This window comes from Pseudarthrobacter sp. NPDC058119, assembly GCF_042884655.1.
In the GTDB taxonomy this organism is placed as follows: domain Bacteria; phylum Actinomycetota; class Actinomycetes; order Actinomycetales; family Micrococcaceae; genus Arthrobacter.
The window spans coordinates 53,319-79,904 of record NZ_JBHVTN010000008.1 but is presented as its reverse complement, the minus strand read 5'-3'; the positions used below and the strand labels follow the sequence as shown (position 1 = coordinate 79,904).

21 protein-coding genes, 2 tRNA genes and 1 riboswitch are annotated in these 26,586 nt (G+C 67.3%); of the genes, 4 read left to right on the top strand and 19 right to left on the bottom strand.

All coding sequences use genetic code 11. From position 1 onward, the window contains the following. The first annotated feature begins 15 nt into the window (after positions 1-15). A complete protein-coding gene (locus ACFVTD_RS16795) occupies positions 16-1,347 on the top strand; it encodes a class I SAM-dependent methyltransferase (RefSeq protein ID WP_387565048.1) in 1,332 nt (443 codons plus the stop codon). A 75-nt stretch (positions 1,348-1,422) separates the two neighbouring features. Here ACFVTD_RS16795 and mctP read toward each other — a convergent pair whose 3' ends face one another. The 15 genes from mctP to ACFVTD_RS16720 form a co-directional block, all read right to left on the bottom strand. After that, positions 1,423-3,099 (bottom strand): monocarboxylate uptake permease MctP, encoded by a 1,677-nt coding sequence (gene mctP, locus ACFVTD_RS16790; protein ID WP_387565046.1) that lies wholly within the window; start codon positions 3,097-3,099, stop codon positions 1,423-1,425. Then, positions 3,096-3,467, bottom strand: a complete 372-nt coding sequence (locus ACFVTD_RS16785) for a DUF3311 domain-containing protein (RefSeq protein ID WP_387565044.1) — start codon at positions 3,465-3,467, stop codon at positions 3,096-3,098. Before ACFVTD_RS16785 ends, mctP begins: the two co-directional genes overlap by 4 nt. A gap of 191 nt (positions 3,468-3,658) precedes the next feature. Then, positions 3,659-3,731, bottom strand: a tRNA-Ala gene (locus tag ACFVTD_RS16780). A gap of 199 nt (positions 3,732-3,930) precedes the next feature. Then, positions 3,931-4,003, bottom strand: a tRNA-Ala gene (locus ACFVTD_RS16775). 114 nt (positions 4,004-4,117) lie between these two features. Continuing rightward, positions 4,118-4,519: a ribosome silencing factor gene (gene rsfS / locus ACFVTD_RS16770; RefSeq protein ID WP_387565042.1), complete on the bottom strand. Its 402-nt coding sequence runs from the start codon at positions 4,517-4,519 to the stop codon at positions 4,118-4,120. A 42-nt stretch (positions 4,520-4,561) separates the two neighbouring features. After that, positions 4,562-5,818, bottom strand: coding sequence for a hypothetical protein (locus tag ACFVTD_RS16765; protein ID WP_387565040.1), 1,257 nt, complete (start codon positions 5,816-5,818; stop codon positions 4,562-4,564). A gap of 7 nt (positions 5,819-5,825) precedes the next feature. Then, the gene (nadD, locus tag ACFVTD_RS16760; RefSeq protein WP_387565038.1) at positions 5,826-6,557 is read right to left on the bottom strand and encodes a nicotinate-nucleotide adenylyltransferase; all 732 of its coding nucleotides are present in this window, start codon (positions 6,555-6,557) and stop codon (positions 5,826-5,828) included. After that, on the bottom strand, positions 6,496-6,735 hold the full coding sequence (locus tag ACFVTD_RS16755) for a hypothetical protein (RefSeq protein ID WP_311262130.1): 240 nt from the start codon (positions 6,733-6,735) through the stop codon (positions 6,496-6,498). Before ACFVTD_RS16755 ends, nadD begins: the two co-directional genes overlap by 62 nt. 78 nt (positions 6,736-6,813) lie before the next feature. Continuing rightward, entirely contained in the window at positions 6,814-8,181 is a 1,368-nt protein-coding gene (locus ACFVTD_RS16750; protein ID WP_387565036.1) for a glutamate-5-semialdehyde dehydrogenase, read from the bottom strand. 26 nt (positions 8,182-8,207) lie between these two features. Next, positions 8,208-9,344 carry a glutamate 5-kinase gene (gene proB, locus ACFVTD_RS16745; protein ID WP_387565034.1) on the bottom strand — a complete coding sequence of 379 codons (1,137 nt, stop codon included), beginning with the start codon at positions 9,342-9,344 and terminating at the stop codon, positions 8,208-8,210. Between the two features lie 4 nt (positions 9,345-9,348). Beyond that, complete coding sequence (gene obgE, locus ACFVTD_RS16740; RefSeq protein WP_387565032.1) at positions 9,349-10,938, bottom strand: GTPase ObgE; 1,590 nt, start codon at positions 10,936-10,938, stop codon at positions 9,349-9,351. A 117-nt stretch (positions 10,939-11,055) separates the two neighbouring features. Continuing rightward, positions 11,056-11,319, bottom strand: coding sequence for a 50S ribosomal protein L27 (rpmA, locus tag ACFVTD_RS16735; protein ID WP_387565030.1), 264 nt, complete (start codon positions 11,317-11,319; stop codon positions 11,056-11,058). Between the two features lie 61 nt (positions 11,320-11,380). Then, complete coding sequence (gene rplU / locus ACFVTD_RS16730) at positions 11,381-11,689, bottom strand: 50S ribosomal protein L21 (RefSeq protein WP_003803420.1); 309 nt, start codon at positions 11,687-11,689, stop codon at positions 11,381-11,383. Positions 11,690-11,951: 262 nt separating this feature from the next. Beyond that, positions 11,952-13,472, bottom strand: coding sequence for a bifunctional hydroxymethylpyrimidine kinase/phosphomethylpyrimidine kinase (thiD, locus tag ACFVTD_RS16725; RefSeq protein WP_387565417.1), 1,521 nt, complete (start codon positions 13,470-13,472; stop codon positions 11,952-11,954). A 7-nt stretch (positions 13,473-13,479) separates the two neighbouring features. Further along, a riboswitch (TPP riboswitch) is annotated at positions 13,480-13,576 on the bottom strand. A gap of 149 nt (positions 13,577-13,725) precedes the next feature. After that, the gene (locus ACFVTD_RS16720; protein ID WP_387565028.1) at positions 13,726-17,133 is read right to left on the bottom strand and encodes an Rne/Rng family ribonuclease; all 3,408 of its coding nucleotides are present in this window, start codon (positions 17,131-17,133) and stop codon (positions 13,726-13,728) included. Between the two features lie 437 nt (positions 17,134-17,570). Here ACFVTD_RS16720 and ACFVTD_RS16715 point away from each other — a divergent pair, with 437 nt between their 5' ends. Continuing rightward, positions 17,571-18,236, top strand: a complete 666-nt coding sequence (locus ACFVTD_RS16715; RefSeq protein WP_387565026.1) for a vitamin K epoxide reductase family protein — start codon at positions 17,571-17,573, stop codon at positions 18,234-18,236. Positions 18,237-18,335: 99 nt separating this feature from the next. On the opposite strand, the gene ndk is transcribed toward ACFVTD_RS16715, so the two are convergent. Genes ndk through ileS form a run of 4 tightly spaced genes read right to left on the bottom strand, consistent with a single transcriptional unit; the run spans position 18,336 to position 23,950 of the window. Next, positions 18,336-18,752, bottom strand: a complete 417-nt coding sequence (gene ndk / locus ACFVTD_RS16710) for a nucleoside-diphosphate kinase (RefSeq protein WP_387565024.1) — start codon at positions 18,750-18,752, stop codon at positions 18,336-18,338. A 51-nt stretch (positions 18,753-18,803) separates the two neighbouring features. Further along, positions 18,804-19,268, bottom strand: a complete 465-nt coding sequence (locus ACFVTD_RS16705) for a DUF4233 domain-containing protein (protein WP_387565415.1) — start codon at positions 19,266-19,268, stop codon at positions 18,804-18,806. A 2-nt stretch (positions 19,269-19,270) separates the two neighbouring features. Then, positions 19,271-20,629, bottom strand: coding sequence for a bifunctional folylpolyglutamate synthase/dihydrofolate synthase (locus ACFVTD_RS16700; protein ID WP_387565022.1), 1,359 nt, complete (start codon positions 20,627-20,629; stop codon positions 19,271-19,273). Positions 20,630-20,632: 3 nt separating this feature from the next. Next, on the bottom strand, positions 20,633-23,950 hold the full coding sequence (ileS, locus tag ACFVTD_RS16695; protein WP_387565020.1) for an isoleucine--tRNA ligase: 3,318 nt from the start codon (positions 23,948-23,950) through the stop codon (positions 20,633-20,635). A 457-nt stretch (positions 23,951-24,407) separates the two neighbouring features. Here ileS and ACFVTD_RS16690 point away from each other — a divergent pair, with 457 nt between their 5' ends. Together ACFVTD_RS16690 and ACFVTD_RS16685 are read left to right on the top strand one after the other, a co-directional pair. Next, positions 24,408-25,487 (top strand): endonuclease/exonuclease/phosphatase family protein, encoded by a 1,080-nt coding sequence (locus ACFVTD_RS16690; protein WP_387565018.1) that lies wholly within the window; start codon positions 24,408-24,410, stop codon positions 25,485-25,487. A gap of 283 nt (positions 25,488-25,770) precedes the next feature. Then, a complete protein-coding gene (locus ACFVTD_RS16685) occupies positions 25,771-26,562 on the top strand; it encodes an endonuclease/exonuclease/phosphatase family protein (RefSeq protein ID WP_387565016.1) in 792 nt (263 codons plus the stop codon). Positions 26,563-26,586 lie beyond the last annotated feature (24 nt).

Below are 26,586 nucleotides of genomic sequence, written 5' to 3'. Positions count from 1 at the left end.
CCTTAGGGTTGGCGCATGGACACTGAAGACGCCGGAGAAAGCGGACCTGGAGCGGGCGGCCACGCCGCCAGGCTGGAGAAGGCGCTGGGGGTGGTTTTGGGCACCAGCGAAGTCCCGCTGCGGCTGCGGGCATGGGACGGCTCGGAAGCGGGCCCTCCCGGCGCGCCGGTCCTCGAGTTCAAGTCCCGGAAGGCGCTGCGGCGGATGCTCTGGTCACCGGGGCAGCTTGGCCTGAGCCGGGCGTATGTGGCCGGTGACATCGACGCCCCGGGTGACGTCTTCGCAGCCTTCGCGGCGTTGAGTTCGGCCGGGAAGTTCGCCGAGCCCGGACCGTTCCGGCCGCTTTCGGCCGGCGAACTCTGGCTGCTGCTGCGCACCGCTGTCCGGCTGGGCGCTGTGGGAACCAGCCCGGCCCCGCCGCCCGAGGAGGCGCGGATCGCCAGGAAGGGCAGGATGCACTCCCGTGGACGGGATTCGGCCGCCATCTCGCATCATTACGACGTCGGCAACGATTTTTACGCCTTGGTGCTGGGACCCTCAATGGTCTATTCCTGCGCTGTGTGGCCGGACGAGGGCGCCCCCGACGGCGATCCGGACAATGGCCTGGACGCGGCGCAGGAAGCCAAGCTGGACCTCGTCTGCCGAAAGCTGGGCCTGCAGCCCGGGATGCGGGTCCTCGATGTTGGCTGCGGGTGGGGCAGCTTCGCCCTTCATGCCGCGGCAAAGTACGGCGCCCGCGTGGTGGGGGTGACGCTGTCAATGGAGCAGGCCATCCTGGCGCGGAAGCGCGCAGCCGACGCCGGCCTCACCGACAGGGTGGAAATCCGGGTCCAGGACTACCGGGACGTGAGCGACGGGCCCTACGACGCCATCAGTTCCATCGGCATGTCCGAGCATGTGGGACGGGCCCAGACCCCTGCCTACGCCGCAGCGCTGTTTGGCCTGCTCCGCCCCGGAGGCCGACTGTTGAACCATGCCATCTCCTGGAACGCCGGCCCCACCGCTCCGGATCCCGACTCGTTCATTCCCCGGTACGTCTTCCCGGACGGCGAGATGATCAGCCTGGGAGAAATGGTGTCCGTCCTGGAGACTGCCCGGTTCGAAGTCCTCGACGTGGAGGCGCTGCGCCCCCACTACGCGCTGACCCTCCGGGCGTGGGTCAGGCGCCTGGAGCAGAACTGGGCGGAAGCGGTGCAACTGGCCGGAGCCGGGCGTGCGAGGGTGTGGCGGCTGTACATGGCAGCCAGCGCCATCGGATTCGAAAACGGACTCACCGGGGTCAACCAGGTCCTGGTGCGGCGGCCGGGCGGGGAGGAACCGCCGTTGCGCCGCACCGCCTGGTTGTGACGGGAGCGCCCTCCTGCCGGGACGCAACCCGGCAGGAGGGCGGCTGGGTGAGGCTGCGGTCAGGTCCCGGTCCGGCTAGGCCACCGGGGAAGGTCCGCCCGGCTGGGTGAAGTGCTGGGTCTTTTCGATCTGCACCACTTTCGGATCCGTTTCGTCGGCGGCATAGTCCGTGGGCCGGGTAAGGTCTTCGCCGGTCCGGACCTTGAGGGCCCGCATCACCAGGGTCAGCACGGCGGCGACCACCAGGTTCAGCGCGAACGCCGACACGGCAATGTAGACGCTGAAGTCCGTGCCGGGAATGGGAGCCACCGAACCACCGAAGTGCGCCTTGGTTACGGGATTAACCACGTTGTAGGCGGAGACGGTGCCGAAGATGATGCCCACCGCCCAGCCGACCAGCAGGGCCCAGCGGTCGAACCAGCGGGTGTAGAGACCGGCGACCACGGCGGGGAAGGTCTGCAGGATCCAGATGCCGCCCAGCAGTTGCATGTTGATGGCCGCCGACTGGTCCATCGCGATCACGAAGACCAGGGCGCCCACCTTCACCACCAGGGAAACGATCTTGGACACCTTCGCCTCCGTCTTCGGATCGACGTCCGGGCGGATGAAGTCGCGGTAGATGTTCCGGGTGAACATGTTCGCGGCCGCAATCGACATGATCGCCGCCGGCACCAGGGCCCCAATGGCGATGGCTGCCAGTGCGATCCCGGCAAACCAGGACGGGAAGTGGTCAAGGAACAGCTGTGGGACCACCAGTTGCGGATTGACGGATCCGTCCAGGTCGATTGGCTTGGTGCCGGCCTTGATGGCCACGAAACCCAGCAGGGCCAGGAAACCGAGCATCAGGGAGTACAGCGGCAGGATGGCGGCATTGCGGCGGATGGTATTGCGTGCCTTCGAGGCCAGCACCGCGGTCACCGAGTGCGGGTACATGAACAGCGCCATGGCGGATCCGAGCGCCAGCGACCAGTAGGCGGAGTAGTTGGCCGCGCCGGGGACGAAGACGCCTGCCGGCTTGCCCGTGGCCTGGTTCACCGCGCCGAGTTTGGTCTGGGCTGCACCGAAAATAGTGTCCCAGCCGCCGAACTTGATGGGCAGGTAGATGACGGCCACGATCACGGCAAGGTAGATCAGGAGGTCCTTCACGACGGCGATCATCGCCGGGGCGCGGAGGCCGGAGGTGTACGTGTAGGCGGCCAGGACCACAAAAGCCAGGATCAGGGGGAGGTCGGTCAGCAGGACATTGTCGGAGCTCCCGAGGCCGAGGACGGTGAGCACAGCTTTGATGCCCACCAACTGCAGCGCAATGTAGGGCATCGTGGCCACGATGCCCGTAACGGCGACGGCCAGGGAGAGCCAGCGGCTACCGTAGCGGCCGCCCACGAAGTCTGCCGAGGTGACGTAGCCGTGGCGGTGGGATACGGACCACAGCCGGCTCATGATGATGAAGATGATCGGATACAGGACGATCGTGTACGGAACCGCGAAGAAGCCGCTGACCGCGCCGGTGGACCACATGGCTGCCGGTACCGCCACGAAGGTGTAGGCGGTGTATAAATCCCCACCCAGGAGGAACCAGGTGATCCAGGTGCCGAAGCCGCGGCCGCCCAGTCCCCACTCGTCCAGGCTGTGCAGCCCCTCCACTTCGGTGCTCCGGCGCCACCTTGCGGCGAGGAAGCCCATCACGGCCACGATGACGAACAGCAGCACCACGATGACCAGGGCAGTCCAGTTGATCTCGCGCGGGTTCATGGCCGGTCCCCTCCCAACCCGGCCCCGGCGGAGTCACTGCCCGGCTGGGGCGGGCCGCCCGCCCGGGCCTCAGCCCGCCGTCGTCGGTCTTCCTTGGTGACCAGCCAGTACGCGCTGCCGGTCAGGATCGCAGAGATCGGCACCCACAGCAGCTGGTACCAGTAGAAGAAGGGCATCCCGGCCAGCCGCGGAGCGTCAAAAGAGTAGAGCTGCGGCATCAGGGGTAAAAGGATGGCGGCAGCCAGCAGGACACCGGCGCCGATATAGGGGGCGGGCCGGGCCGGTCCGCGGATGACGGTATCCCGCGTCAGGCGCGGTTCGTCGGGAAAAGCTCCGCCGTTGCGGCTGTAGCCGTCTGCGTGGGACATCTGTGACCTCCTCGTCAGCCTGTCCCGCGGCCGCCGCTTTGGATGAAAGGTGTCCGGAGGCGGGACGATGTGCCCTCAACCACAGTTGTACCGCGCTTTGACCTGCGCCGGAAGAGTTTCCGCCCAGTATCGGTTGCCGGTGGCAACAAAAAAGGGAACCATCACAGGTGATGGTTCCCTTTCCTTACGGGTGGAGCTGAGGGGACTCGAACCCCTGACCCCCTGCATGCCATGCAGGTGCGCTACCAGCTGCGCCACAGCCCCGTACTTTTGTCTTTCCGGTCGAATTCCCCGGAGCAACCTGACCAGAGTAATGCACTTTTCCGCTGGACGCCAATCGGGTGGTTTCCGGCGCTCCGACCCCCGGAATCCGGCACCCAAACTGGCTCCGCGGGTCCGTCGCGAACAGACGGCACACAACAAAAAATCCGCCGGAACCAGGTGGTTCCGGCGGACTCTCCGGTGGAGCTGAGGGGACTCGAACCCCTGACCCCCTGCATGCCATGCAGGTGCGCTACCAGCTGCGCCACAGCCCCGGATTGTTGCTGCCCTTGGGAGCTTTCTTCAGGGTCTCCCCCGAAGCAACTCAAATATCTTAGAACAGCAATTCCGAAAATTCCAAATCGGGAATATTCACCGCCGGGCGGCGCCTACTCGCTGTCGGAAACAGCGGCTGCCTTGGCGGACGCGTCATCGCCGAGCTGCAGGTCGACGACGGGGCAATCCTTCCAAAGCCGCTCCAGGGCGTAAAACACGCGGTCTTCATCGTGCTGGACATGGATGACGACGTCGGCGTAGTCCAACAGGACCCACCGGCCGCCGGACCGGCCCTCGCGGCGCACCGGCCGCAGGTCCTGCTTGGCGAGCTCTTCCTCGATGCCGTCAACGATGGCGTTGACCTGGCGTTCGCTGGGCGCCGAGGCGATAAGGAAGACGTCGGCCAGGGCCAGGCGTTCGCTCACGTCCATGGCGACGATGTCCTGGGCGATCTTGTCCGCGGCGGCCTTGGCAGCCGTGCGGGCTATGGCGATGGACGATTCTGTTGCAGTCACGGGACTCCTTGTTGTGGTTAAGTGTTGGTGCCGGCCGGCAGGTCAGCGGGACATGCCGCTGACGATCAGGATGATGCCGGCGACGAGGGCCAGGATCCCGAACGCGAGGATGCAGAACTGGAGAATGCGGTTCCGGCGGGCCCTGGTAAGGCCGGCGGTGGCTGCATCCAGGGGATCAAGCCCGTAGGCCGACCGGGCTGGAACCCGGGGAAGGTCTTCGAACAGATCCTCCGACTGGTCGTCCGGACGCGACACCGGCTTGGGCCGGCTGGCGGCCTTGGCAGCCGCCTCGGCGCGCGCGATGACCTGGGAGCGGCCGGTTGCCGTATCCGCGGCGGGTGCCTTGGGACGTGCAGTGGGCCTCCGTTTTCCAGCGCCCGGTACCTTCGTGCCGGGTACCTTGGTGCCGGGCCGGGTGGTGACCGGGACGTGGGAGGTGGCAGGTGGTTTCATGACGGGCCGCTCAACGCCCGGCACCTGGACGAACTCAAGCGGCGTCACCATTGCGAGGTTGCTGGCAGTTGACGGGCCCGCGGTGTCCTTTTGCCCCGGACCGCTGCCGGGGGCGCCGGCGGGGCTGCCGGCCTGCTCGGCAAGTTTCTGCCTGGCCATGGCGCGTCGGTTCATGACGGCGGCACGTTCTGCCAACGCAATCTGCTCAGCCAGGATTTCGGGATCTACAGCTTCAGGGTCCAGGGAAGCGATGTGCTCCATCTTGGCTATCTGGTTCCTGGCCTGCGCGGCGATGAGTGCGCGGGCCTCCAGGGCCTGCTCAACCGTCATGCCCTCCGGGGCTCCGGCGGGGACCTGGCTGGGATTGTCCGCCTTGGAATCGTCCGCCGCCTCTCCAGCCTCGCCGGTGCCTTTGCCTGGCGTGGTCGGCTTGCTGGCCGGAGCGGCGGCGGCCGGAACGATGGGATTGGCGGCCGTCAGGGCCTGCTCCTTGAGCTGCTGCAACCGCAACTGGCGTCGCGTGGGGGGCCCGCCCCCGGCAAGCTGCCCTTCCTTTTCCTCAAGCTCCTTGATGGTGCGCAGCGCGGCACGGTCGCGGGCGCGGATCTGGGAGGAGCGCGGCGTGCCGGGCTGGCCCGCCGGTGCCTGGGGGCGCGCCGCAGGGGCAGCTCCCCCGGTGGAACCGGAGCCGGCCGCCGCGTCCTGGCCGTCCCGTGCAGGTGCACTGTCAGCTGGCCGGTTCGCGGCTGGCGGGCGTTGCTCCGTGGCAGGCGAGGTGGCCCGCTGGGCGTCCCTGGCCTTCCGGAGTTCCCGGCGGCTGCGGATTGGGGGCTGTTCCTGACTCATTGAGAACTCATTCAGTACTGGCTGGTTCGCGGGCTTCGGACGTTGCGTCATCAGCGCCTGCCGGTGCGTCCGAGTACAGGCCGTACTTGGCGATGTACTGGACCACCCCGTCCGGGACCAGGTACCAGACCGGGCTGTTGGAGGCTACCCGGGCGCGGCAGTCCGTCGACGAAATGGCCATGGCGGGCACTTCCAGCAGGCTGACATCGTCCCGGCCCATGCCGTCAAGGACATGCCCTGGCCGCGTAACGCCCACGAAGTGGGCCAGCGACCAGAGTTCGTCGATGTCCTTCCAGGACAGGATCTGCGCCAAGGCATCCGCGCCGGTGATAAAGAACAGGTCGGCGTCGGGGCGCTGCGCCCTGAGGTCGCGCAGGGTATCGATGGTGTAGGTGGGACCCGGGCGGTCGACGTCGACACGGCTGACGGTGAAGCGGGGATTGGAGGCCGTGGCGATGACGGTCATCAGGTAGCGGTGTTCGGGCTCGCTGACCTGTTTATGGGACTTTTGCCATGGCTGCCCGGTGGGAACGAAGACCACCTCGTCAAGGTCGAACTCCGCTGCGACTTCGCTGGCCGCCACAAGGTGGCCGTGGTGGATGGGATCGAAGGTCCCGCCCATCACGCCCAGCCGCAGCCTCCCCCGGGCCCCATTGCGTTGCAGGTTGTGGGAAATGTTAGTGGCCCTGCCCGCGATCGTGCTTGTTGGGGTGCTGGCGGTGCGGATCCGCGTGCTCATCCGTGGCGGCGTGCCGGTTGCCCAGGTTGTTGTAGGACCAGGCAATGAACATCAGCACCACAAGGATGCCGAACATGGACACGCCGAAGACCCACGGTTCGGCCCACAGCGGCGCGAGCTCCTCGTGGCCTGATTCGCCTGCGGCGGCGACGGACGTGGCAATCTGCTGGAGCAGCATTTTCTCCCCTTGTTCAAGGATTTTCAGGCAGCGGAACCTTCCGCTGCTTTCCGGGTTCTGGTCTATGTTACCGCGTTGCTACCCGCGGACCTGGCCTTCGCCCTGGACGATCCACTTCGTGGTGGTGAGTTCGGTCAGGCCCATGGGACCGCGGGCATGCAGCTTCTGCGTGGAGATGCCCACCTCGGCACCGAGGCCCAGTTCTCCGCCGTCTGTGAAACGGGTGGAGGCGTTGACGATCACGGCCGCCGAATCCACCTCCGCGATGAAGCGCTCGGCGTTGGCGAGGCTGTTGGTGAGGATCGCCTCGGTGTGGCCGGTGGACCAGGTCCGGATGTGCCGGACGGCTTCGTCAAGGCTGTCCACCATCGCCACGGCGAGGTCCAGGTCCATGTACTCCGTTTCCCAGTCCGCGTCCGTCGCCGGCTCGGTTTCGATCGAGGCCGGCAGTGCGGCGCTGATGCGGCTGTCCACGTGGAGCCGGACGCCGGCGCTGCGAAGGGCGGAGGCGACGGCGGGCAGCACCGTTGAGCCGGAATGGACCAGCAGCGTCTCCACGGTATTGCAGACACTGGGCCGCTGGGTCTTGGCGTTGAGCAGGATCTCCACCGCCATGGCCTCGTCGGCGGACTCGTCGATGAAGATGTGGACGTTTCCCTCCCCCGTTTCGATGACCGGCACCGCGGAGTTGGTGACCACCGTCTGGATCAGGTCCCGGCCGCCGCGGGGAATCAGGACATCCACCCTTCCGCGGGCCTTCATCAGGACGGTGGCCCCCGCACGGCCGTACTGGTCCACGGTCTGGACCGCGTCAGCGGGCAGGCCAACGGATTCCAGGGCTTCGCGCAGGATCCGGACCAGCACCTGGTTGGTGGCTTCTGCCGCGCCGCCGCCACGGAGGATGACGGCGTTGCCACTCTTAAGCGCGAGCCCTGCGATGTCAACGGTGACATTGGGCCGTGCCTCGTAGATGGCGGCAACCACCCCCATGGGCACATTGACCTGGCGGAGGCGCAGCCCGTTGGGGAGGGTCTGCCCGCGCACGACGTTGCCGACGGGGTCGGGGAGGCCAGCCAGGTTTTCGAGGGCCGCCACGAGTCCGGCGACGCGGGACTTGGTGAGGGTGAGCCGGTCCAGGAGGGCTGCGGAGGTCCCGTTGGCCTTGCCCCGCTGCACATCCATGGCGTTGGCAGCCAGAATGGCCGGTACGTTCTCCTGCAGGGCGGAGCCCACGGCGCGGAGGGCACGGTCTTTCCAGGCGCGGTTGGCGGTGGCCATGCGGCGGGCTGCCTGGCGGGAGCGGTCGGTGATGGCGTGGACGGCGGACTCCACCCCGGCGGCGGACAGGGGTGCCTCGGCCGATGCCGGTCCTGCTGCGGGACCCGGCTGCGCCTGCGCAGCGGTGGTTCCGGAAAGTTCAGCAGCGTGGATCAGGGCGTCAGTCATGATCCAAGTTTAGGCGAGGTGGCAGCTCAGACCAGCACCAGGTCGTCAACATGAACAACTTCACGGTTGTAGCCGCTGCCCATTTCCTCGCCCAGCTCATGCGTTGACCGCCCCAGCATCCGCGGCAGCTCCTCGGAGGAGTAGTTCACCAGGCCGCGGGCAATAACGGTGCCGTCGGCCCCAACCAGCTCCACGGCGTCGCCGGCTTCAAAGTCGCCATGGACCGCGGAGATGCCGGCCGGCAGGAGGGACGTGCGGTGGTGCCGCACAGCGCGGACCGCACCCTCGTCCAGGACCAGCCGGCCCTGGACCGACGCAACGTGCGCCAGCCACAGGAGGCGGACCGGTTTGCGCGAGCCGTTGACGGAGAACCACGTGCCCACGTCCTCGCCGTTCAAGGCCGCGGCAGCATTGGGCGTGGAGGTCACCAGGGCGTGGATTCCCGACCCTGCCGCCATACCGGCAGCCTCCACCTTGGTCATCATGCCACCGGTGCCCACACCGGCCTTGCCCGCCTTGCCAATGGACACGCCCTCGAGGTCGTGCGCGCCGGTGACCAGCGGGATCCGCTTGGCACCCTTGGCGGGCGGCCCGTCATAGAGGGAGTCGACGTCGGACAGCAGGACGAGCGCGTCGGCGCGCACCAGGTGGGCCACCAGGGCGGCCAGCCGGTCGTTGTCGCCGAAGCGGATCTCATGGGTTGCCACAGTGTCGTTTTCGTTGACCACAGGAACCACCCCAAGGTTCAGCAGCCGGTCCATGGCCCGCAGGGCGTTGGTGTGCTGGCTGCGCCGCATCAGGTCTTCGGCGGTCAGCAGGACCTGGCTGACGGTGACGCCGTGGGCACCGAAGGCCTGGGTGTACCGGGCCATGAGGAGCCCCTGGCCTACACTGGCCGCGGCCTGCTGGGTTGCCAGGTCCCGGGGGCGTTTGGCCAGGCCAAGCGGAGCCAGGCCTGCAGCGATGGCGCCGGAAGACACCAGGATGATCTCGGCGCCCGCATTGCGCTTGGCCGCCAGGGCGTCAGCAAGGGCGGTCAGTGATTCCTCCGAGATTCCGCCCTTGATGCTGGTCAGCGAGGAGGAGCCCACCTTGACCACGATCCGGCGGGCCCCGGCCAGCGCGCTCCTGTCCCCCGCAGTCCCGGCAGGTACTGCAGTCATGCCCCTAGAGGTCATCGTCCGCTTCCAGTCCGCTTTCCTTGACGGGCTGGGCGGCACGGCGGCCGCTGACGGACTCGGTCCAGATCCCGGCCTTACGCTCCGCCTCAAGCTCCGCGCGGGCGGCAGCCTTGGCCTCGCGGCGCTCCTGCTGCTCTTCGCGCTTCTGGCTGCGGGTGGGCCGGTCGCCGATATCGGCGAACCGGACGTCGGTGCCGCGCGGCGAAGCCAGGAGCTCAGCTCCTGCCATCATCGTGGGCTCCCAGTCGAACACCACGCCGTCGTCCTCGCCGATGACCACCGTGTCACCGGGCTTGGCGCCCTGCTTGAACAGTTCGGTCTCAACACCCAGCCGGGCGAGCCGGTCCGCCAGGTAGCCGATGGCCTCTTCGTTGGTGAAATCGGTTTGCTTGACCCAGCGCACGGGCTTTTCGCCCAGGACGCGGAACAGCGGTTCCAGGTTCTTTTCCTCGCGGCGGATCTTGAACCCGGCTTCATTGACGGCACGCGGCCGCAGCACGGCAGGCTGCACCTTGGGCGGGGCGGCAGCCACTGCATCGCGGGCGGCCTTGACGATCTCCGCCATGGCGAAGCCGAGCTGCCGCAGGCCCTCATGGCTCGTGGCGGACACCTCGAAGACGCGGTAGCCGCGCGATTCGAGTTCCGGGCGCACGAACTCAGCCATGTCCTTGCCGTCGGGCAGGTCCACTTTGTTCAGCGCCACCAGCCGGGGCCGGTGGTTCAGCGGAACCACTTCGCCGTCCTGGCCGGCATAGCTCATGTCGACGGCGTACTTCTCCAGCTCGCCCTCGATGATGGCGAGGTCGGTGAGCGGATCCCGGTCCGACTCAAGGGTGCCGCAGTCCAGCACGTGGACCAGGGCCGCGCAGCGCTCGACGTGGCGGAGGAAGTTGTGGCCCAGGCCCCGTCCCTCGCTGGCGCCCTCGATGAGGCCGGGAACGTCGGCGATGGTGAACCGTACGTCGCCGGCCTGCACTACGCCCAGGTTGGGAACCAGGGTGGTGAAGGGGTAGTCGGCGATCTTGGGCCGGGCAGCGGACATGGCTGCAATCAAGCTGGACTTGCCGGCAGACGGGAAGCCCACCAGCGCGATGTCGGCAATGCTCTTGAGCTCCAGGACGATGTCCCGGGAGTCCCCCTCGATGCCGAGCAGCGCGAAGCCGGGGGCGCGGCGCTTCTGCGAGGACAGGGCAGCGTTGCCGAGTCCGCCCAGGCCACCGGCGGCCGCCACGAACTCGGCGCCTTCCCCCACGAGGTCGGCCAGGACTTCGCCGTCCTTGGTCTTGACCACTGTGCCGTCCGGTACGGGCAGGACCAGGGTCTCGCCGTTCTTGCCGCCGCGCCAGTCGCCCATGCCGGGGCCGCCGTTGCTCGCGTGCCGGTGCGGTGCGTGGTGGTAGTCGAGGAGGGTGGTGGTCTGGTGGTCCACGCGAAGGATCACGTCGCCACCGTTGCCGCCGTTCCCGCCGTCGGGACCGCCGAGGGGCTTGAACTTCTCGCGATGGACGGAGACGCAACCATGGCCGCCGGTTCCGCCGGATACATGCAGTACTACCCGGTCTACAAAGCTGGCCACGTGGATCTCCTCAGGTGCTGTTTATGGGACGCCCGGGGACGCCACATCGATTGTAATGCTGTTAAAAGAACAGTGGAGCGGACCCTCAGGCCCGCTCCACCGCTTCAGAACTGGTTGTTACTCTGCAGCTGCAGCAGCAACGATGTTGACCACGCGACGACCGCGGCGGGTGCCGAATTTAACGGCGCCCGGGGTCAGTGCGAACAGGGTGTCGTCACCGCCACGGCCAACGCCGGCGCCGGGGTGGAAGTGGGTGCCACGCTGGCGGACGATGATCTCGCCTGCGGAAACAACCTGGCCGCCGAAGCGCTTGACGCCGAGGTACTGAGCGTTGGAATCGCGACCGTTGCGAGTGGAGCTCGCGCCCTTTTTATGTGCCATCTGAAATGCCTGCCTCTAAATTCTGGGGAATCTGTTGAAATACCTGAACAGTAACCGGTGGTTACTTGATGCCGGTGATCTTGACCTTGGTCAGTTCCTGGCGGTGACCCTGGCGCTTCTTGTAGCCGGTCTTGTTCTTGAACTTCTGGATGACAATCTTAGGACCACGCAGGTCCTGGAGGATTTCAGCCGTAACAGTTACCTTGGCCAGGTCAGCGGCGGCGGAGGTGACCTTGTCACCATCAACCAGGAGCAGTGCGGGCAGCTCGATGGTGCTGCCGGCTCCACCGGCGACGCGGTTCAGGGTAACGAAGTCTCCAACGGAAACCTTCTCTTGGCGGCCGCCTGCGCGGACAATCGCGTACACCACTTGGGAACTCACTTCTCTCGACGTTTATTACAAAATTTGCGTGCGGAACCGACTCGAAAAAGCCAAGGTTCCCGCTGTGCCTCAACGCCGTGGGGTCATAACCCAAGTGTTGGCGTAAGCACCGAAGATCTAGAATACGCTAAATCCATCTACGGCCGCAAATGAGGCTGGTTCCGGCGGCCCGGGTGTGGTAGTAACCACACTCCGGCGGGCAGCACCGCAACCATGAACTCCATAATAGCGGCGGCGCTCCCCGCAGGAGTCAGGAATGCAGCCTCGGCGCGTCGAAGAATTCCACCTCGAGGCGGCAGGACTGCTTGAACGCGGTCAGCATGGCCTCCCGCTCGGCGTCGGAGGCCTTCCGTCCTGCCGCGTCCACGATGGCGATGGCCCGGCGCGTTGCTTCGGCAAAGCCTTCGTCGGCATACGTCCGCAGCCAGGCAGCGTAGGCGTGCCCTTCCGGCTCCCCCGAGGCAACGAACTGGCCGTGCAGTTTTTCGCCCACCTCGGCGTAGAGCCAGAAGCAGGGAAGGACGGCGGCGGCCAGGACGGCATAGCTGCCCGACGCCGACGCTGCGGTGAGGTGGTCCACGTAAGCCTTGGTGACGGGGCCGCGGCCGCCCTGGGTGGGCCGGGTGCTGAGCCAGGAGCGGTGCAGTTCCGACTCCACCTCCAGGCACTGCTGCGAGGACCCTGCCCAGAACAGCTGTTCCGCTTCGGAGGGGGCCAGGGCACTGGCGCGTGCCAACACCCGGGAGTAGCCGTTCAGGTACAGGGCATCCTGGGCCAGATAGTAGGCAAAGTCCTTCTCGGGAAGGTCCCCGGCAGCCAGGCCGTGAATGAAGTCCAGGGCGTAGATGTCCGCGAGGTCCTGTTGGGCTTCCTCCCACAGCCGGGCAGCGAAGCCGCCGTCATGCAGGTCCTGCCGCACATGGTGGAAGTGGTGCACCGGTCCGTTTCCCTGGCCAACCTCGAGTTGGTCCGAGTTTTCAAGGGCGCCGGCAAGCCATGGCTTGACGGTCAGGAGCGATGCCTCCCAGTCGCCCAGGCGTGCCTGGACGGTGGCCATTGCGGAGGACAGGGAACAGCCGGTGCCGTGGCTGTTGCGGGTGTCGACGCGGTTTCCCTGCACCTCCACCACGTCCTGCGACAGGAGGCCTGCGGTATTGACCAGCGCATCCGGGCACTCCGCACCCGCCAGGTGGCCGCCCTTGACCAGGACGGTGGCGCCGGTGGCATCCGCCAGGCGCCGGCCCTGCTGCAGCGCTGCCGGCCAACTGTCCGCAAGTTCCGCGCCCACCAGCATGGCAAGCTCCGGCAGGTTGGGAGTAATGAGGTGGGCCAGGGGCATCAGGTCCCGGAGCGCGGCCTCGGCGGACTCCCTCAGCAGCCGGTCGCCGCTGGTGGCCACCATCACCGGGTCAAGGACAACGACGGCGGGACGGACCTTCTCCAGCCAGTGCCGGACAGTGCGGATCACGGCTTCGTCCCCCAGCATGCCGATCTTGACCGCATCGATCGAGATATCATCGCTGACCGCGTCCAGCTGCTGGGCCAGGAAGGCCGCGGGAGGAACGTGGACTGCCTGGACACCGCAGGTGTTCTGTGCCGTCAGGGCAGTAATGGCAGCCATGCCGTAACCGCCGTGCGCGGCAATGCTCTTCAGGTCGGCCTGGATACCCGCCCCCCCGGACGGGTCGGAGCCGGCGATGGACAGTACCCGCGGGACGTCCCGGCCGGTGGACAGCCCGGTGCTGAAGCCGGAGCGAGCTGGCAGGGGCATGAAAAGGGTCGAAGACAAGAGACATCCCTTCGCCGGTACTAGCCGGACAGGTTCAACGGGTCTGGATCTCAGCCGGCCTGTGCGCGGCACCCCGTGTCGGTTCCTACCCTAGCCGCTGCCACGGGGCTGTGGTAAAGGTGACAGCGGCCAGATGCAGGAAGTCCCCGCCGCGTGGACTGTTCCCCCTGTACTTTCGGGGGGAATGGTCCACGAGACGGGGACTTCACCTGTCGACGCCGTGGCTTGCCGGAATTTACAGCTCCGACGCCGGCACGCCGACACCGAGGATGATGGGTTCCTCGGCCGCCTTGCGGGGTTCCGGCTGGTCCTTCGCCGGTTCGGGCGCCTTGGCTGCGTGCGAGTGCCCAGCGGCATCAGCCTGGACGTTTTCATGGTGCTGGACGGCAGTCTCGTTGGCGGCACCCTGGGCACGGCTGGCGGCCCGGTGGCGCCGGGGCCGGCGCTGCCGCGACTGCTCCAGCGTGTGGTCCGAATAGTCCTTTTCAGGGGATGCCCCGGGAGCGGCACCGGCGGGGGCTTCCGCTGCCCCGCCGTCGGCATGCCCTTCCGGCGCCACCTCCGCTGCCGGCTGCACGGCCTCTGCCTGCCTGGCAGGCGCGTTCTCCACGGGAGAAGCCGGCTGGCCCAGGTGGGCGAATGCTTCCGCAAGGCGGTCCAGCGTCAGGGCAGGCTTCGGATGCTGTTCCCCGGCGTGCTCCACGAACGGAAGCGGGACTTCCTCGCCGCCGAACGTCAGGACCGCTGCGGGACGTGCCGGGGCGTCGGCGTCGTGCTTCTCCTCAACGGGAACCGGCGCGGGCTCCACGGACGGCACCTGCCGGGCTGCCGCCACCTCGTCGTCATGCAGGTGGGCTGCATGCGCGGCCGCGGCGATGTTCGCCAGGGCAAGCCTGGTTGCCTCAGCCTTGGCGTGCCGCTCGGCGTCGGAGGGGTCCGGCTGGACGGTGTGGACATGGACGGCAGGTGCCGGGGCGGCCTCGGGCTGCTGGCCGCCGCGTCCCCGCCGCCGCTTGCGTTCGGACCGGACACCGGGCTGGCCGTTGTCGTTCCGCTGCGCTTCCGGACGGGTCTCCGCGCGGGCTTCGGGACGGTTGTCGGTGCGCTGGACGTGGTGCTCGGCCGCCACGATGTTGGCGCGGCGGTGCTCCACGGGATCGTCGTGGGTCACGACGCCCCGGCCGGCGCAGGCTTCGCACTGCTCACCAAAGACTTCCAGCAGGCCCGTGCCCATGCGTTTACGGGTCATCTGGACCAGGCCGAGTGAGGTCACCTCGGCAACCTGGTGCTTGGTCCGGTCCCGGCCCAGGCACTCGACCAGGCGGCGGAGGACCAGGTCGCGGTTCGATTCGAGCACCATGTCGATGAAGTCGATCACGATGATGCCGCCGATGTCGCGCAGCCGGAGCTGGCGCACCACTTCCTCGGCCGCTTCGAGGTTGTTCTTGGTGACGGTTTCCTCGAGGTTGCCGCCGCTGCCGGTGAACTTGCCCGTATTGACGTCCACCACGGTCATGGCCTCGGTGCGGTCGATCACCAGGGAGCCGCCGGAGGGCAGGAAGACCTTCCGCTCGAGGGCTTTGTGGATCTGCTCGTCGATGCGCCAGGCGGAGAAGATGTCCTGGTCCTTGGTCCACTTCTCCAGCCGGCCCACCAGGTCCGGCGCCACGTAGGTGACGTAGGCCTCGATGGTGTCCCAGGCCTCCTCGCCGGAAACGATGAGCTTGGAGAAGTCCTCGTTGAAGACGTCGCGGACCACCTTGATGGTGAGATCAGGTTCGCCGTAAAGGAGCTCGGGGGCCAGGATCTTGGTGGACGTGGACTGGCTTTCGATGCCTTCCCACTGGGCGCGCAGCCGATTGATGTCGTGCGTGAGCTCTTCCTCGGAAGCGCCCTCGGCGGCGGTGCGGACAATGACGCCGGCGTGTTCGGGCAGGCGGTCCTTGAGGATGCGCTTGAGCCGGTTGCGTTCGACGTCGGGCAGCTTGCGGGAGATGCCCGTCATGGAACCGCCTGGGACGTACACCAGATAGCGGCCGGGCAGGGAGATCTGGCTGGTGAGCCGGGCGCCCTTGTGGCCCACGGGGTCCTTGGTGACCTGGACCAGCACGGTGTCGCCGGATTTGAGCGCGTTTTCGATGCGGCGCTGCTTGCCTTCGAGGTTGACGGCTTCCCAGTTGACCTCGCCGGCGTACAGGACGGCGTTGCGGCCGCGTCCGATGTCCACGAACGCCGCTTCCATCGACGGCAGGACGTTCTGGACCTTGCCCAGGTACACGTTGCCGATCAGGGAATCCTGCTGGGTCTTGGACACGAAGTGCTCGGCCAGGACGCCGTCTTCGAGGACGCCGATCTGGATTCTGTCATCGCGCTGGCGCACGATCATCTGGCGGTCCACGGACTCGCGGCGCGCCAGGAACTCGGCCTCGGTGATGACGGTACGGCGCCGGCCCGTGTCCCGGGATTCGCGGCGGCGCTGCTTCTTGGCCTCCAGGCGGGTGGAGCCCTTGACGCTGGTGACCCGGTTGCTCACCGGGGCTTCACTGACGGCGCGCGGCGCCCGGACCCTGGTGACCGTGTTGGGCGGGTCGTCGTCCCCGCCGCCCGTGAGCTCAAGGTCCTGGTCCCCGCGGCGGCGGCGACGGCGGCGGCGTGACGTCACGCCGTCCTCCACCTGGCCGGCGGCGTCCTCGTCGGACTCGTCCTCAGCCTCGGAACCGCTGTCCTCGTTGTCCTCCTCCGCCGTACCACCGATCCGGCTGCGGCCCCTGCGGCCGCGGCTGCGGCGACGGCGGCGGCTGGAGGAATCGTCGGTTTCTTCGGAGTCTTCCTCCCCGGGCTCCGCGGCGGCCGGCGCTGCGGGCCGGACTACGGTGCTGAGGTCAGGGGCCTGGAAGAGTACTGAGGTGGGGGAAGCGGGCTCCAGGAAGAGGGACCCGAAGGGGCTGGCGGCAGCGGCGGCCTCGCCGTCCTCGGCTGCCGGCACTTCCGTGGGCTGCTCCTGTGCCGGGGCACCTTCCGCCGCAGGAACTGCTTCCTGCCCGCCGGACCCGGCCGCCTGCTCCACGTTCTGCTCCGCGATCTGGTCAGCGGCCTCCGGCAGCACTGCTTCAGGGACTGCGGCTGCAGGTGCTTCTTCAGCCGCTGCCGCGGACTCCGCTGCTGGGGCGGCGGCTGGGGACGCAGTCTTGCGGGTGGCTACCCGACGGCGGCGGACCGGCTTGGCTTCGGCATCCGCCGTTCCGTCCGGGGCAGGAACGGCAGGGGTTTCGGCGGTGGGGCCGGCAACAGCGGCGGGCGCGTCAACGGCCGCGGCTTCGTCGGGAGCCTGCGCGTCGGCGGCGAACGCGGGCAGGGGTTCGGCGGTGTCGGCCTTCTTCCGTGCCCGGGTGCGCCGGGCGGGTGCCTTCTTCGGAGTGCCGGTTTCTTCGGCAGCTGTTGCGTCGACGGCGGCTGCTTCAACCGCAGTCTCTTGACCCGCCGGGTTTTCACCGGAGACAGCATCGGCGTCCGGTGCGCTGGTCACGGCGTCCGCGGGAGCTTCTCCGGTTTTGGCTGCCGCTTTCCGGCGCGTCCGCGGAGCCCTCTTGGGTGCAGCTGCCGCTGCTTCGTCGTTAACGGCCAGTTCCTGATCATTGTCCATATGTGGCAACACTCCTGCCCCTGACGTACCGCCACATCCGGCACCCATTGGGGCACATATTGTCAACACCCGCAGGCATTGACAGAAGTCAAGTGGATACTCCCAGGTTCGCACCGTCGTTGGGGTGCGGCAGCCCGTGGGAGCCGGCGGATGTTCTGAAACCCGTTGTTCTGCGTGTTACAACCAGGTGCCGCCCAATGGAGTCGCGGGTGTGCCGGAAGAATCCGAAGCCTGCCCTGCTCATCATTGGCGGTCTTGGGAACAAACCACCGGACCGGAGTCCGAATGTGGATCGGCTTCCAGCCACGTTCATTCTCTCATACCCGCGCCGGATCGCCGCGGAAGCGGGCGTTGCTGTTCCTTTGCCTGTGTGGTGGCTCCAGCTCCCGGCGTTACAATCAGGCACAGGAGCACCGGACGAAAAGGACGCAACACCCATGCCCAGCATTTCCCCCGTCAGCGCCCACGAGCAGGAACGGGCCACTGAGGCGCAGACCAGCGCCGGCAGCCTGCCACGGATGGCCCGGAACCGTCCCTTTGGCTGGCTGCTGGTCATTACCGGAGTCGTCGGCTGGCTGGCCTCCGGAACCCTGGTCCTGGAAAAACTCGAAGTACTCAAGGACCCCAACCACACCACGGTGTGCGACGTGAATCCGTGGATCTCCTGCGGCCAGGTCATGCAGACCTGGCAAAGTTCCCTGTTCGGCTTCCCCAACATGTTCATCGGAATCGTGGCCTTCGCCATCACCATCACGGTGGGCATGGCCCTGCTGTCCGGAGCAACCTTTGCCCGCTGGTACTGGCTCGGGCTGCAGGCGGGCGTCACGCTCGGCTTCGCGTTCGTCGTCTGGCTGTGGTCCCAGGCCCTGTATTCCATCCACATCCTGTGCCCGTTCTGCATGATCGTTTGGGCTGCCATGATCCCGCTTTTCGTGTGGACCACCATCCGGAACATCGCGGCCGGCGTCATTCCCATGCCTGCCGGTGCGGCCCGCGTCCTGGGTGATTCCGGCTGGATCATCACCGCGCTGCTGTACGTGGCCGTGATCGCCACCATCTTCTTCGCGTTCATCCAGGTGTTCGCAGGGACCTCAGGGTTCTAGCAGGCCGCTCCCCCACCATCCGCGCCGTCACCTGCGCCATCTGACAGCTAAGGCCAATGTTCAACAAGAACATTGGCCTTAGCTGTCATTTCGGCTGGCTTACTGGAACCAGATCTTGATCTCCCGGTCCGCTGACTCCGTCGAGTCGGAGCCGTGCACCAGGTTCTGCTGCACCTTCAGGCCCCAGTCCCGGCCGAAATCGCCGCGGATGGTGCCGGGGGCCGCCGTCGTGGGGTCCGTGGTGCCCGCCAGGGAGCGGAAGCCCTCGATGACGCGGTGGCCTTCGAAAATAGCCGCCACCACGGGGCCGCTGAGCATGAATTCCACCAGGGGCTCGTAGAACGGCTTGCCCACGTGCTCCTCGTAGTGCTGCTCCAGGAGTTCACGGGTGGCGTCAACCTTCTTCAGCTCGGCAAGGCTGTAGCCCTTGGCTTCGATGCGGGCCAGGATGGCCCCGGTCAGGTTACGGGCGACGCCGTCGGGCTTGATCAGGACGAGGGTGCGCTCAGTGGTCACAACTGCTCCAATGCGTTGGTGGGGTTTCGGGACAAGTCTACGGGGACTGGCTTACGGGGTCTGCGGTTGGGCGGGCCCCGCGGCCTGGTCCGGGTGGGTGGCTTCCCATTCGGCCTGTTCGCGGGCGCGCTGTGCGGCTTCCCGGTCCAGCCGGATGCCGGTCCGTATTCCGTACCACCAGGCCAGCGCGAAGAGGGCGCCCACCAGGAACATGGCCGGTTCGAAGATGCCGGTGAGGATCAGGACCAGCTGCAGGATCCACCCAAGGCCGATGCCCCAGGGCTTGTTGAGGACCGCGCAGGCGAAGATCATGACCACGCTGAGGGCAATGCCGACGCCGAGGATCAGGGCGGGCGGGAACTCCCCGCGGCGCAACCCGAACACCACCAGCGTGGCGAAGAACATGACGAACGCTTCCAGCAGCAGCACGGTGGAGGCGAACATGACCTTGGTGGAACGCCGCTTCTTGGGCATGCCCGGGCGCCACTCGCGCTGCGCTTTTGTCAGTCTGGCCATGGTCATGCCTCCGTTTTTCCGAGCAGGATGCGTGCCTCGGCCACCAGGGTGATCGAGCCCGTGACCAGCACGCCGCCGGAAAGGTCGTCGTTGGCCTCGGCCCGTTCCACGGCCCATTCCAGTGCATCGTCCAGTTTCTCGGCGATGTGGACGTTGTCTTCGCCGAAGCCCAGGTCGATGGCGAGCTCCGCCAGTTCCGCCGCGGGAACGGCGCGCGGGGAGTTGGACTGGGTGAAGCAGTATTCCTCAGCCACGTCACCCAGGGATTCCTTGAGCTCGCGCAGAATCTCCTCGGCGTCCTTCTCCTTAAGGACGCCTACCACCGGAACCAGCCGGGTGAAGGTGAATGCCTCCTGCAGTGCGGCGGCCGAGGCCTTGATGCCGTCGGGGTTGTGGGCTGCGTCAACGATGATGGTGGGCGCCGTGCGAACCACCTCGAGGCGACCGGGTGAGGTGACGGCGGCGAAGCCTTCCTGCAGGACGTCGAACGGCAGTTCCTTCTCGCCGCCGAAGAACGCCTCCAGCGCCGCGACTGCAACCGCCGCGTTCTGCGCCTGGTGGGCGCCGTGCAGCGGTACCAGCAGGTCCGGGTAGCGGCCGGCGATGCCCTTGATGGTGACCATCTGCCCGCCCACGGCCACCGTCCGCGACTCGACGCCGAACTCAACACCTTCGAAGCGGAAGGGCACGCCCACTTCCTTGGCCTTTTCAAGCAGCACCTGGGCCGCATCAAGGGGCTGCGCGGCGCTGATGAGGTAGCCGCCGGGCTTGATGATGCCGGCCTTTTCGTAGGCGATGTCTTCCGTGGTGTCGCCCAGCAGGTCCGTGTGGTCCAACGAAATCGGCGTGACCACCGATACCTGGCCGTCGCCCACGTTGGTGGCGTCGGTGATGCCGCCAAGGCCCACTTCGATGATGGCCACGTTGACGGGCTGGTCGGCGAAGATGGCGAAGCCCAGGATGGTCAGGCACTCGAAGTAGGTCAGCCGGGGCTGTCCTTCGGCTTCCAGTTCGGAGTCCACGATCTGCAGGTAGGGCCGGATTTCGTCCCAGATCCTGACGAAGGTCTCGTCGGAGACGGGGTGGCCGTCGATGCTGATCCGTTCGGTGACCTTGGACAGGTGCGGGCTGGTGTAGCGTCCCGTGCTCAGGCCATGGGCGCGGAGCACGGATTCGATCATCCGCGAGGTGGAGGTCTTGCCGTTGGTTCCGGTGACATGGATGATCGGGTACGCCTTGTTCGGCTCGCCGAGCACGTCCATGGCGCGGAACAGCGGCGCCAGGCGGGGTTCCATCTTGTTTTCGGGCGCCCGTCCCAGGAGTTCGGCGTAGACGCTTTCCACGGAGAATTCGTCGGTCATGGCTTAGGCCTCCACTTTTTCAACTGCGACGGCGGGTTCGGACACGTCTCCCGGCCCTGCGGCCAGCTCCACCGTCAGCGTCTCGCCCTTGACCAGTTCAGCGTTGGCCAGCAGGGCGTCCACCACTTGCTGCGGGGCAGTCACGGTGGTCCGGATCCGGTCGCTGACGTTGAGCCCGGCGTCCTTGCGGGCCTGTTGGATGGCACGGACCATGTCGCGTGCCAGGCCCTCGGCCTCCAGTTCGGGGGTGACCTCGGTGTTCAGGACCACGAACCCGCCGCCGGGCAGCACGGCGACAGCGGCAGAACCGCCTTCGGATTCTGCCACCACCGTCTCCAGGGTGTATTCCTGGGGCTCCAGTTGCAGCCCGCCCGCGGTGACCACACCGGCGTCGTCCACGGACCAGTCGCCGGACTTGGATCCCTTGATGGCCGCCTGGACGTTCTTGCCCAGGCGCGGGCCGGCGGCCCGGGCGTTGACCACCAGCTTCTGCTGGATGCCGAACTCTTCAGGGGAGGCGGTGGCAGCGTCCAGCAGGCGGACGGAGCGGAGGTTGAGTTCATCGGCGACGACGGCGGCGAAGCCTTCCAGCGAATCCGCGCCGGGTGCCACGACGGTGAGTTCCTGCAGGGGCAGGCGGACGCGCAGGTTTGCTGCCTTGCGAAGGGACGACCCGGTGGAGCAGATCTGCTGGACCCGGTCCATGGCTTCCACGAGGGCCGGATTGGCCGGGAAGAGTTCCGCGTCCGGCCAGTCGGCCAGGTGCACGGAGCGGCCGCCGGTCAGGCCGCGCCAGATCTCCTCGGAGACCAGCGGCAGCAGCGGGGCCGCGGCGCGGGTGACGGTTTCCAGGGCGGTGAACAGGGCGTCGAAGGCGTCCTGGTCCTCGTCGAAGAAGCGCTGCCGGCTGCGGCGGACGTACCAGTTGGTGAGCATGTCCAGGTAGCTGCGCAGCGAGTCGCAGGCACCGGAGATGTCATAAGTGTCCAGCTGCGCGGTCATGTTCCGGACCAGGTCGCCCGTGTTGGCCAGCAGGTAATGGTCAAGGGTGTCCGCGTAGCCTTCGTAGCGCAGCTTCGCCTCGTAGCCCTGTCCCGCGGCAGCAGCGTTGGTGTAGAGCGTGAAGAAGCTGTACACGTTCCACAGCGGCAGGATCACCTGGCGCACGCCGTCGCGGATACCCTGCTCGGTGACGATCAGGTTGCCGCCGCGCAGGATGGGGCTGGACATCAGGAACCAGCGCATGGCGTCGGAGCCGTCGCGGTCCAGGACCTCGGAGACGTCCGGGTAGTTGCGCAGGCTCTTGGACATCTTCTGGCCGTCGGAACCCAGCACGATGCCGTGGCTGATGACGTTCCGGAACGCCGGCCGGTCGAACAGCGCCGTGGACAGGATGTGCAGCATGTAGAACCAGCCGCGGGTCTGCCCGATGTATTCGACGATGAAGTCGGCCGGGTTGTGGGTGTTGAACCAAGCCTCGTTCTCGAACGGGTAGTGCACCTGGCCGTACGGCATGGATCCGGAGTCGAACCAAACGTCCAGGACGTCCTCCACGCGGCGCATGACGGACTGGCCTTCTTCGGGGGTGCGGGGGTCGTCCGGGTTGGGCCTGGTGAGCTCGTCGATGAACGGGCGGTGCAGGTCCACCTGTCCGTCCTTGTTCAGCGGCAGCCGGCCGAAGTCGGCTTCAATTTCGGCCAGCGAGCCGTAAACGTCCGTGCGCGGGTATTCGGGGTCCGTGGACTGCCAGACGGGGATGGGGCTGCCCCAGAAGCGGTTGCGGCTGATGGACCAGTCGCGCGCGTTTTCGAGCCACTTGCCGAACTGGCCGTCCTTGACGTTGCCGGGGATCCAGTTGATCTCCTGGTTCAGTTCGGACATCCGGTCCTTGAACTTGGTGACCTCCACGTACCAGGAGGACACCGCACGGTAGATCAGCGGGTTGCGGCAGCGCCAGCAGTGCGGGTAGCTGTGCTCGTAGCTGGCCTGGCGGACCAGGCGGCCCTGGGCACGGAGCACCTGGGTGATGGGCTTGTTGGCCTCGAAGACCTGCAGCCCCACGATGTCGTGGAGGTCGCCGTGCTTGAACAGCGGCAGGAACTTTGCCCCTTCGTCCACGGAAAGCACCACGGGGATGCCTGCCTCCTCGCAGACCTTCTGGTCGTCTTCACCGTAGGCGGGCGCCTGGTGCACGATGCCGGTGCCGTCGGTGGTGGTGACGTAGTCTGCCACCACAAAGCGCCAGGCGTTCTCCATGCCGTATTTCTCATTGTCGGCGAAGTCGTCCCAGAGGCGCTGGTATCCAAGGCCCTCAAGCTCGGCCCCGGTATGGGTGGACACGACGGCGGCTTCAGCATCCTCGAAGCTGTCGTAGCCAAGGTCCTTGGCGTAGCTGCCCAGCAGGTCCGCTGCAACCATGAAGCTCCCGGTCACCGGGGCGTCGGCGGAGGCCGCCTTGATGCCGTTGGGGCCGGCCGGCAGCACGGCGTAAGTGATGGAAGGCCCGACGGCGAGCGCGGCGTTGGTGGGCAGCGTCCAGGGAGTGGTGGTCCAGGCGAGCGCCTGCACGCCGGCGAGTTCCCTGGAGAGAGCGGACTCACCCGCGAGGATCGGGAACGTGACAGTGACGGTCTGGTCCTGGCGGTTCTTGTAGACGTCGTCGTCCATGCGCAGCTCATGGTTGGACAGCGGCGTTTCGTCCTTCCAGCAGTAGGGCAGCACCCGGTAGCCGTTGTAGGTCAGCCCCTTGTCGTGCAGCTGCTTGAACGCCCAGAGCACCGACTCCATGTACTCGACGTTGAGGGTCTTGTAGTCGTTGTCGAAGTCCACCCAGCGGGCCTGGCGGGTGACGTAGCTGCGCCATTCATCGGCGTACTTCATCACGGAGGCCCGGCAGGCGTCGTTGAACTTGTCGATGCCCATGGCTTCGATCTGGGTCTTGTCCGTCATGCCCAGTTGTTTCATGGCCTCGAGCTCGGCGGGCAGTCCGTGGGTGTCCCAGCCGAAGCGGCGCTCCACGCGCTTGCCGCGCTGGGTCTGGTAGCGGCCCACCAGGTCCTTGGCGTAACCGGTGAGGAGGTGGCCGTAGTGCGGCAGGCCGTTGGCGAAGGGCGGCCCGTCGTAGAACACGAATTCGTTGCTGCCGGGCTCGCCGCCGGGGGCGTCGGCACTGCGCTGTTCGATGCTGGCCTGGAAGGTGCCGTCCTGGTCCCAGTACTTCAGGATGCGCTCTTCGATCTCCGGGAACTTCACGGAGGCGGAAACGCCGGCGCTGCCGTTGGAAGCGGTGATGGAGGCTGAGGCCTTGGGGTAAAACGTCATGTTCGACATCCTGGGTTGAGCGTGGTGAACCCCGGCAGGGCCGGATGTTCCGTTCAGGATGCGAGGACGGCTTCCGTGCCGTCTTTGAAAGACTTCACGCCCACCGCGGTACCACCTCACTTACCGGCGCACCGTGTCTTCCGCGAGGAACACACACTGCCCCGGCCTCTCATTACTGCTGTGACGGGCTTACCCGTCCGGTTCTACTGGCGCGGCCACTGTTTACCTGGGCCGGGTGTTCTTCCGGAAGCTCGCCGGTGATTGCCGGGTCATCGCCACCCTTGAGTCTACTATCGCCGTGGCGTCCTGTGCCATTCCAGCCATCCTCCTTTCCCGGTCGGTAGTCTCCGGGCCGGGCGCCTCCCGGGGAACTGGCGGTGACGGGGTGCGGAATTAGGGAGGCAGTTGCGGGCAGTGACCGCTGTCCTGCCCGCACCGGGCCGCCAATAATGGACAGATGCGAGCGGTGCAGCCATCCGTGCCGGGCACGCGGCCCAGCCTTTTGCGCCGGGCGGGTTCCTGGGCCTGCTGGTCAATCGCGGCCGTCCTGTGGCTGCCTGCAGCGGCGCTGACCGGCGTGCGGCTTGCCGGCGGCGGGTCCGGTACGCCGTGGGTCCAGTTGCTGTCCCTGTTCCCCGCCAGTTTGTTCGCGTCCCTCGCCGCGGCGGCTGCCGCCCTGGCCGCCGTCGCCCTGGAGCTCCGGGGTGCGCGGATGGTGCTGGCCGTGCTGGCCACTGGTCTCCTGGCAGGGCAGATGTTGATGGTGGCGCCGCGTATCGTCCCCGGGTCCACGTCCGCGGGACCACTCCTTGGGCGGCCTGCCCAGGCTGCTGCGGCCGCAAGCCGTGCCGCCGTGCACCCGCTGACGGTGATGGCACTGAACGTGGGATCCACGGGGGTGGATCCGGCCGCACTGCTGGGGCAGGCCCGGGCACGGGAGGTGGACATCCTTGCCCTTCCCGAACTGGCGCTTGAAGGCCTGGCAGGCCTTGAGGCGGCAGGAATTGGCGTGGACTTTCCGTACCGGGCCATCGATGTTGACGGAGCCGGCACCGGCAACGCCATCTTCTCCCGCTATCCACTCGTGCGGATGCCGCGCGTACCCGGTACGTCCTTCTACCAGACCCGTGCCGTCGCCGACGTCCCGGGCACCGGCGGCGGCATCCAGCTGACCTCGGTGCACATTGACTCCCCCCGCCCTGGACACACACCGTCCTGGCGGGCGGAACTCGACCAGCTGGCAGACCTGCAGCGGGGACTCCCTGCGTACAGGGGCTCAGTCCTGCTGGGCGACTTCAATGCCGGCCACGACCACGCAGAATTCCGGAACCTGCTCGACGCCGGCCTTACTGATGCCGCAGGAACCGCAGGGATGGGCCTTGTCCCTACCTGGCCCATCAACGCGCCGGTGCCCGCCTTTACTGCCATCGACCACATCCTCGTCAGCCGCGGCATCAGGGTGGCAGCGTTCAGCACCCTTGAATTCCCCGGCACGGACCATGCCGCCGTCGTCGGCACACTGGACCCATGGCCCTGAACCGCTCCCCCCGGCCCCTGCCCAGGGAGGGCTGCCACCGGCGTTACGCATTCCCTGGAGTCGGCTCATGACAGCTTCCGTGCCCTCTCCCGGGCGGACCCGGGTGGCCACTGTCTGCAGGTGGCTGTTCATGCCGGTCGCGCTGCCGGTGGCAGCCGCGTCGGCCGTCCGGGCCGTGCCGGCGGAGTGGCCCGTCACTGGGCGTGCAGCTGGTGGCGTTCATGCCCTGGGTTGCCGCGCCCGCCGCGGCCGCCTTGCTGCTCGCATTCCTGGGGCGCAGCCGGTGGCAGCAGATCCTGGCCGCATCGCTGGTGGGGTGCCAGGCGTTCTGGCTCTTCCCCTGGATGTCCGCGGGCCCTCCGCCGAGGCGGCCGGACGGGAGGTCACCCTGGTGGCCATGAGCATCAACTCGGAACTGGGCGGCGCGGACGCAGTCGGGATCGTGGACCTGGTCCGGGAACACCATGTGGGCCTGCTGGCAGTGCAGGAGTACACGCCCCAGCTCTCCCTGAAGCTGGCAGCGGCGGGGCTGGACGGACTGCTTCCGCACCGGATTGCCCACCCCAGGGATGGCGCCGGGGGAACTGCGGTCTACTCGTCGCTAATGCTCGAGGACTTCGGGGTGATTCCGCAGACCCACTTCAGCATGCCGGTTGTGCGGCTGGACCTTGCCGACGGCAGCGGTTCAACCCTTCGGGTCGTGGCTGTACACACCCTGGCACCGGTGGGCAGCGCCGTGAACCAGTGGCGCAGGGAACTGGCGGCGGTGGGCGTGGCCGGCACCGGTCCCGGGCCCCTGCTGCTGGCAGGGGACTTCAACGCAACCTATGACCACCGGGAATTCCGTTCGCTGCTGGGCGGGGCTGGAGGCGGCCGCACCCTGGTGGACGTGGCGGCCTCAGCGGGCAGCAGGCTGGTGCCCACCTGGCCGATGCGCAGCTACCACCTGCCGGGAATTGCCCTGGACCACCTGGTGACCACCCGCGACATCACCGGCTCCGGCTACTCAGTCCAGAAAATCGCCGGGACGGATCATGCCGCAGTGGTGGCCACCCTGCACATCCAGGTCCCCTAGCTGTACTGGGTCAGGACGTTGGTT

Excerpts from the sequence above, each read along its gene's own strand:
- ACFVTD_RS16795 (WP_387565048.1), top strand. The coding sequence starts at position 16 with ATGGACACTGAAGACGCCGGAGAAAGCGGACCTGGAGCGGGCGGCCAC.
- mctP (WP_387565046.1), bottom strand. The coding sequence starts at position 3,099 with ATGAACCCGCGCGAGATCAACTGGACTGCCCTGGTCATCGTGGTGCTG.
- ACFVTD_RS16785 (WP_387565044.1), bottom strand. The coding sequence starts at position 3,467 with ATGTCCCACGCAGACGGCTACAGCCGCAACGGCGGAGCTTTTCCCGAC.
- ACFVTD_RS16765 (WP_387565040.1), bottom strand. The coding sequence starts at position 5,818 with ATGAGTCAGGAACAGCCCCCAATCCGCAGCCGCCGGGAACTCCGGAAG.
- nadD (WP_387565038.1), bottom strand. The coding sequence starts at position 6,557 with ATGAGCACGCGGATCCGCACCGCCAGCACCCCAACAAGCACGATCGCG.
- ACFVTD_RS16755 (WP_311262130.1), bottom strand. The coding sequence starts at position 6,735 with ATGCTGCTCCAGCAGATTGCCACGTCCGTCGCCGCCGCAGGCGAATCA.
- ACFVTD_RS16750 (WP_387565036.1), bottom strand. The coding sequence starts at position 8,181 with ATGACTGACGCCCTGATCCACGCTGCTGAACTTTCCGGAACCACCGCT.
- proB (WP_387565034.1), bottom strand. The coding sequence starts at position 9,344 with ATGACTGCAGTACCTGCCGGGACTGCGGGGGACAGGAGCGCGCTGGCC.
- rpmA (WP_387565030.1), bottom strand. The coding sequence starts at position 11,319 with ATGGCACATAAAAAGGGCGCGAGCTCCACTCGCAACGGTCGCGATTCC.
- thiD (WP_387565417.1), bottom strand. The coding sequence starts at position 13,472 with ATGCCCCTGCCAGCTCGCTCCGGCTTCAGCACCGGGCTGTCCACCGGC.
- ACFVTD_RS16720 (WP_387565028.1), bottom strand. The coding sequence starts at position 17,133 with ATGGACAATGATCAGGAACTGGCCGTTAACGACGAAGCAGCGGCAGCT.
- ACFVTD_RS16715 (WP_387565026.1), top strand. The coding sequence starts at position 17,571 with ATGCCCAGCATTTCCCCCGTCAGCGCCCACGAGCAGGAACGGGCCACT.
- ACFVTD_RS16705 (WP_387565415.1), bottom strand. The coding sequence starts at position 19,268 with ATGGCCAGACTGACAAAAGCGCAGCGCGAGTGGCGCCCGGGCATGCCC.
- ACFVTD_RS16700 (WP_387565022.1), bottom strand. The coding sequence starts at position 20,629 with ATGACCGACGAATTCTCCGTGGAAAGCGTCTACGCCGAACTCCTGGGA.
- ileS (WP_387565020.1), bottom strand. The coding sequence starts at position 23,950 with ATGACGTTTTACCCCAAGGCCTCAGCCTCCATCACCGCTTCCAACGGC.
- ACFVTD_RS16690 (WP_387565018.1), top strand. The coding sequence starts at position 24,408 with ATGCGAGCGGTGCAGCCATCCGTGCCGGGCACGCGGCCCAGCCTTTTG.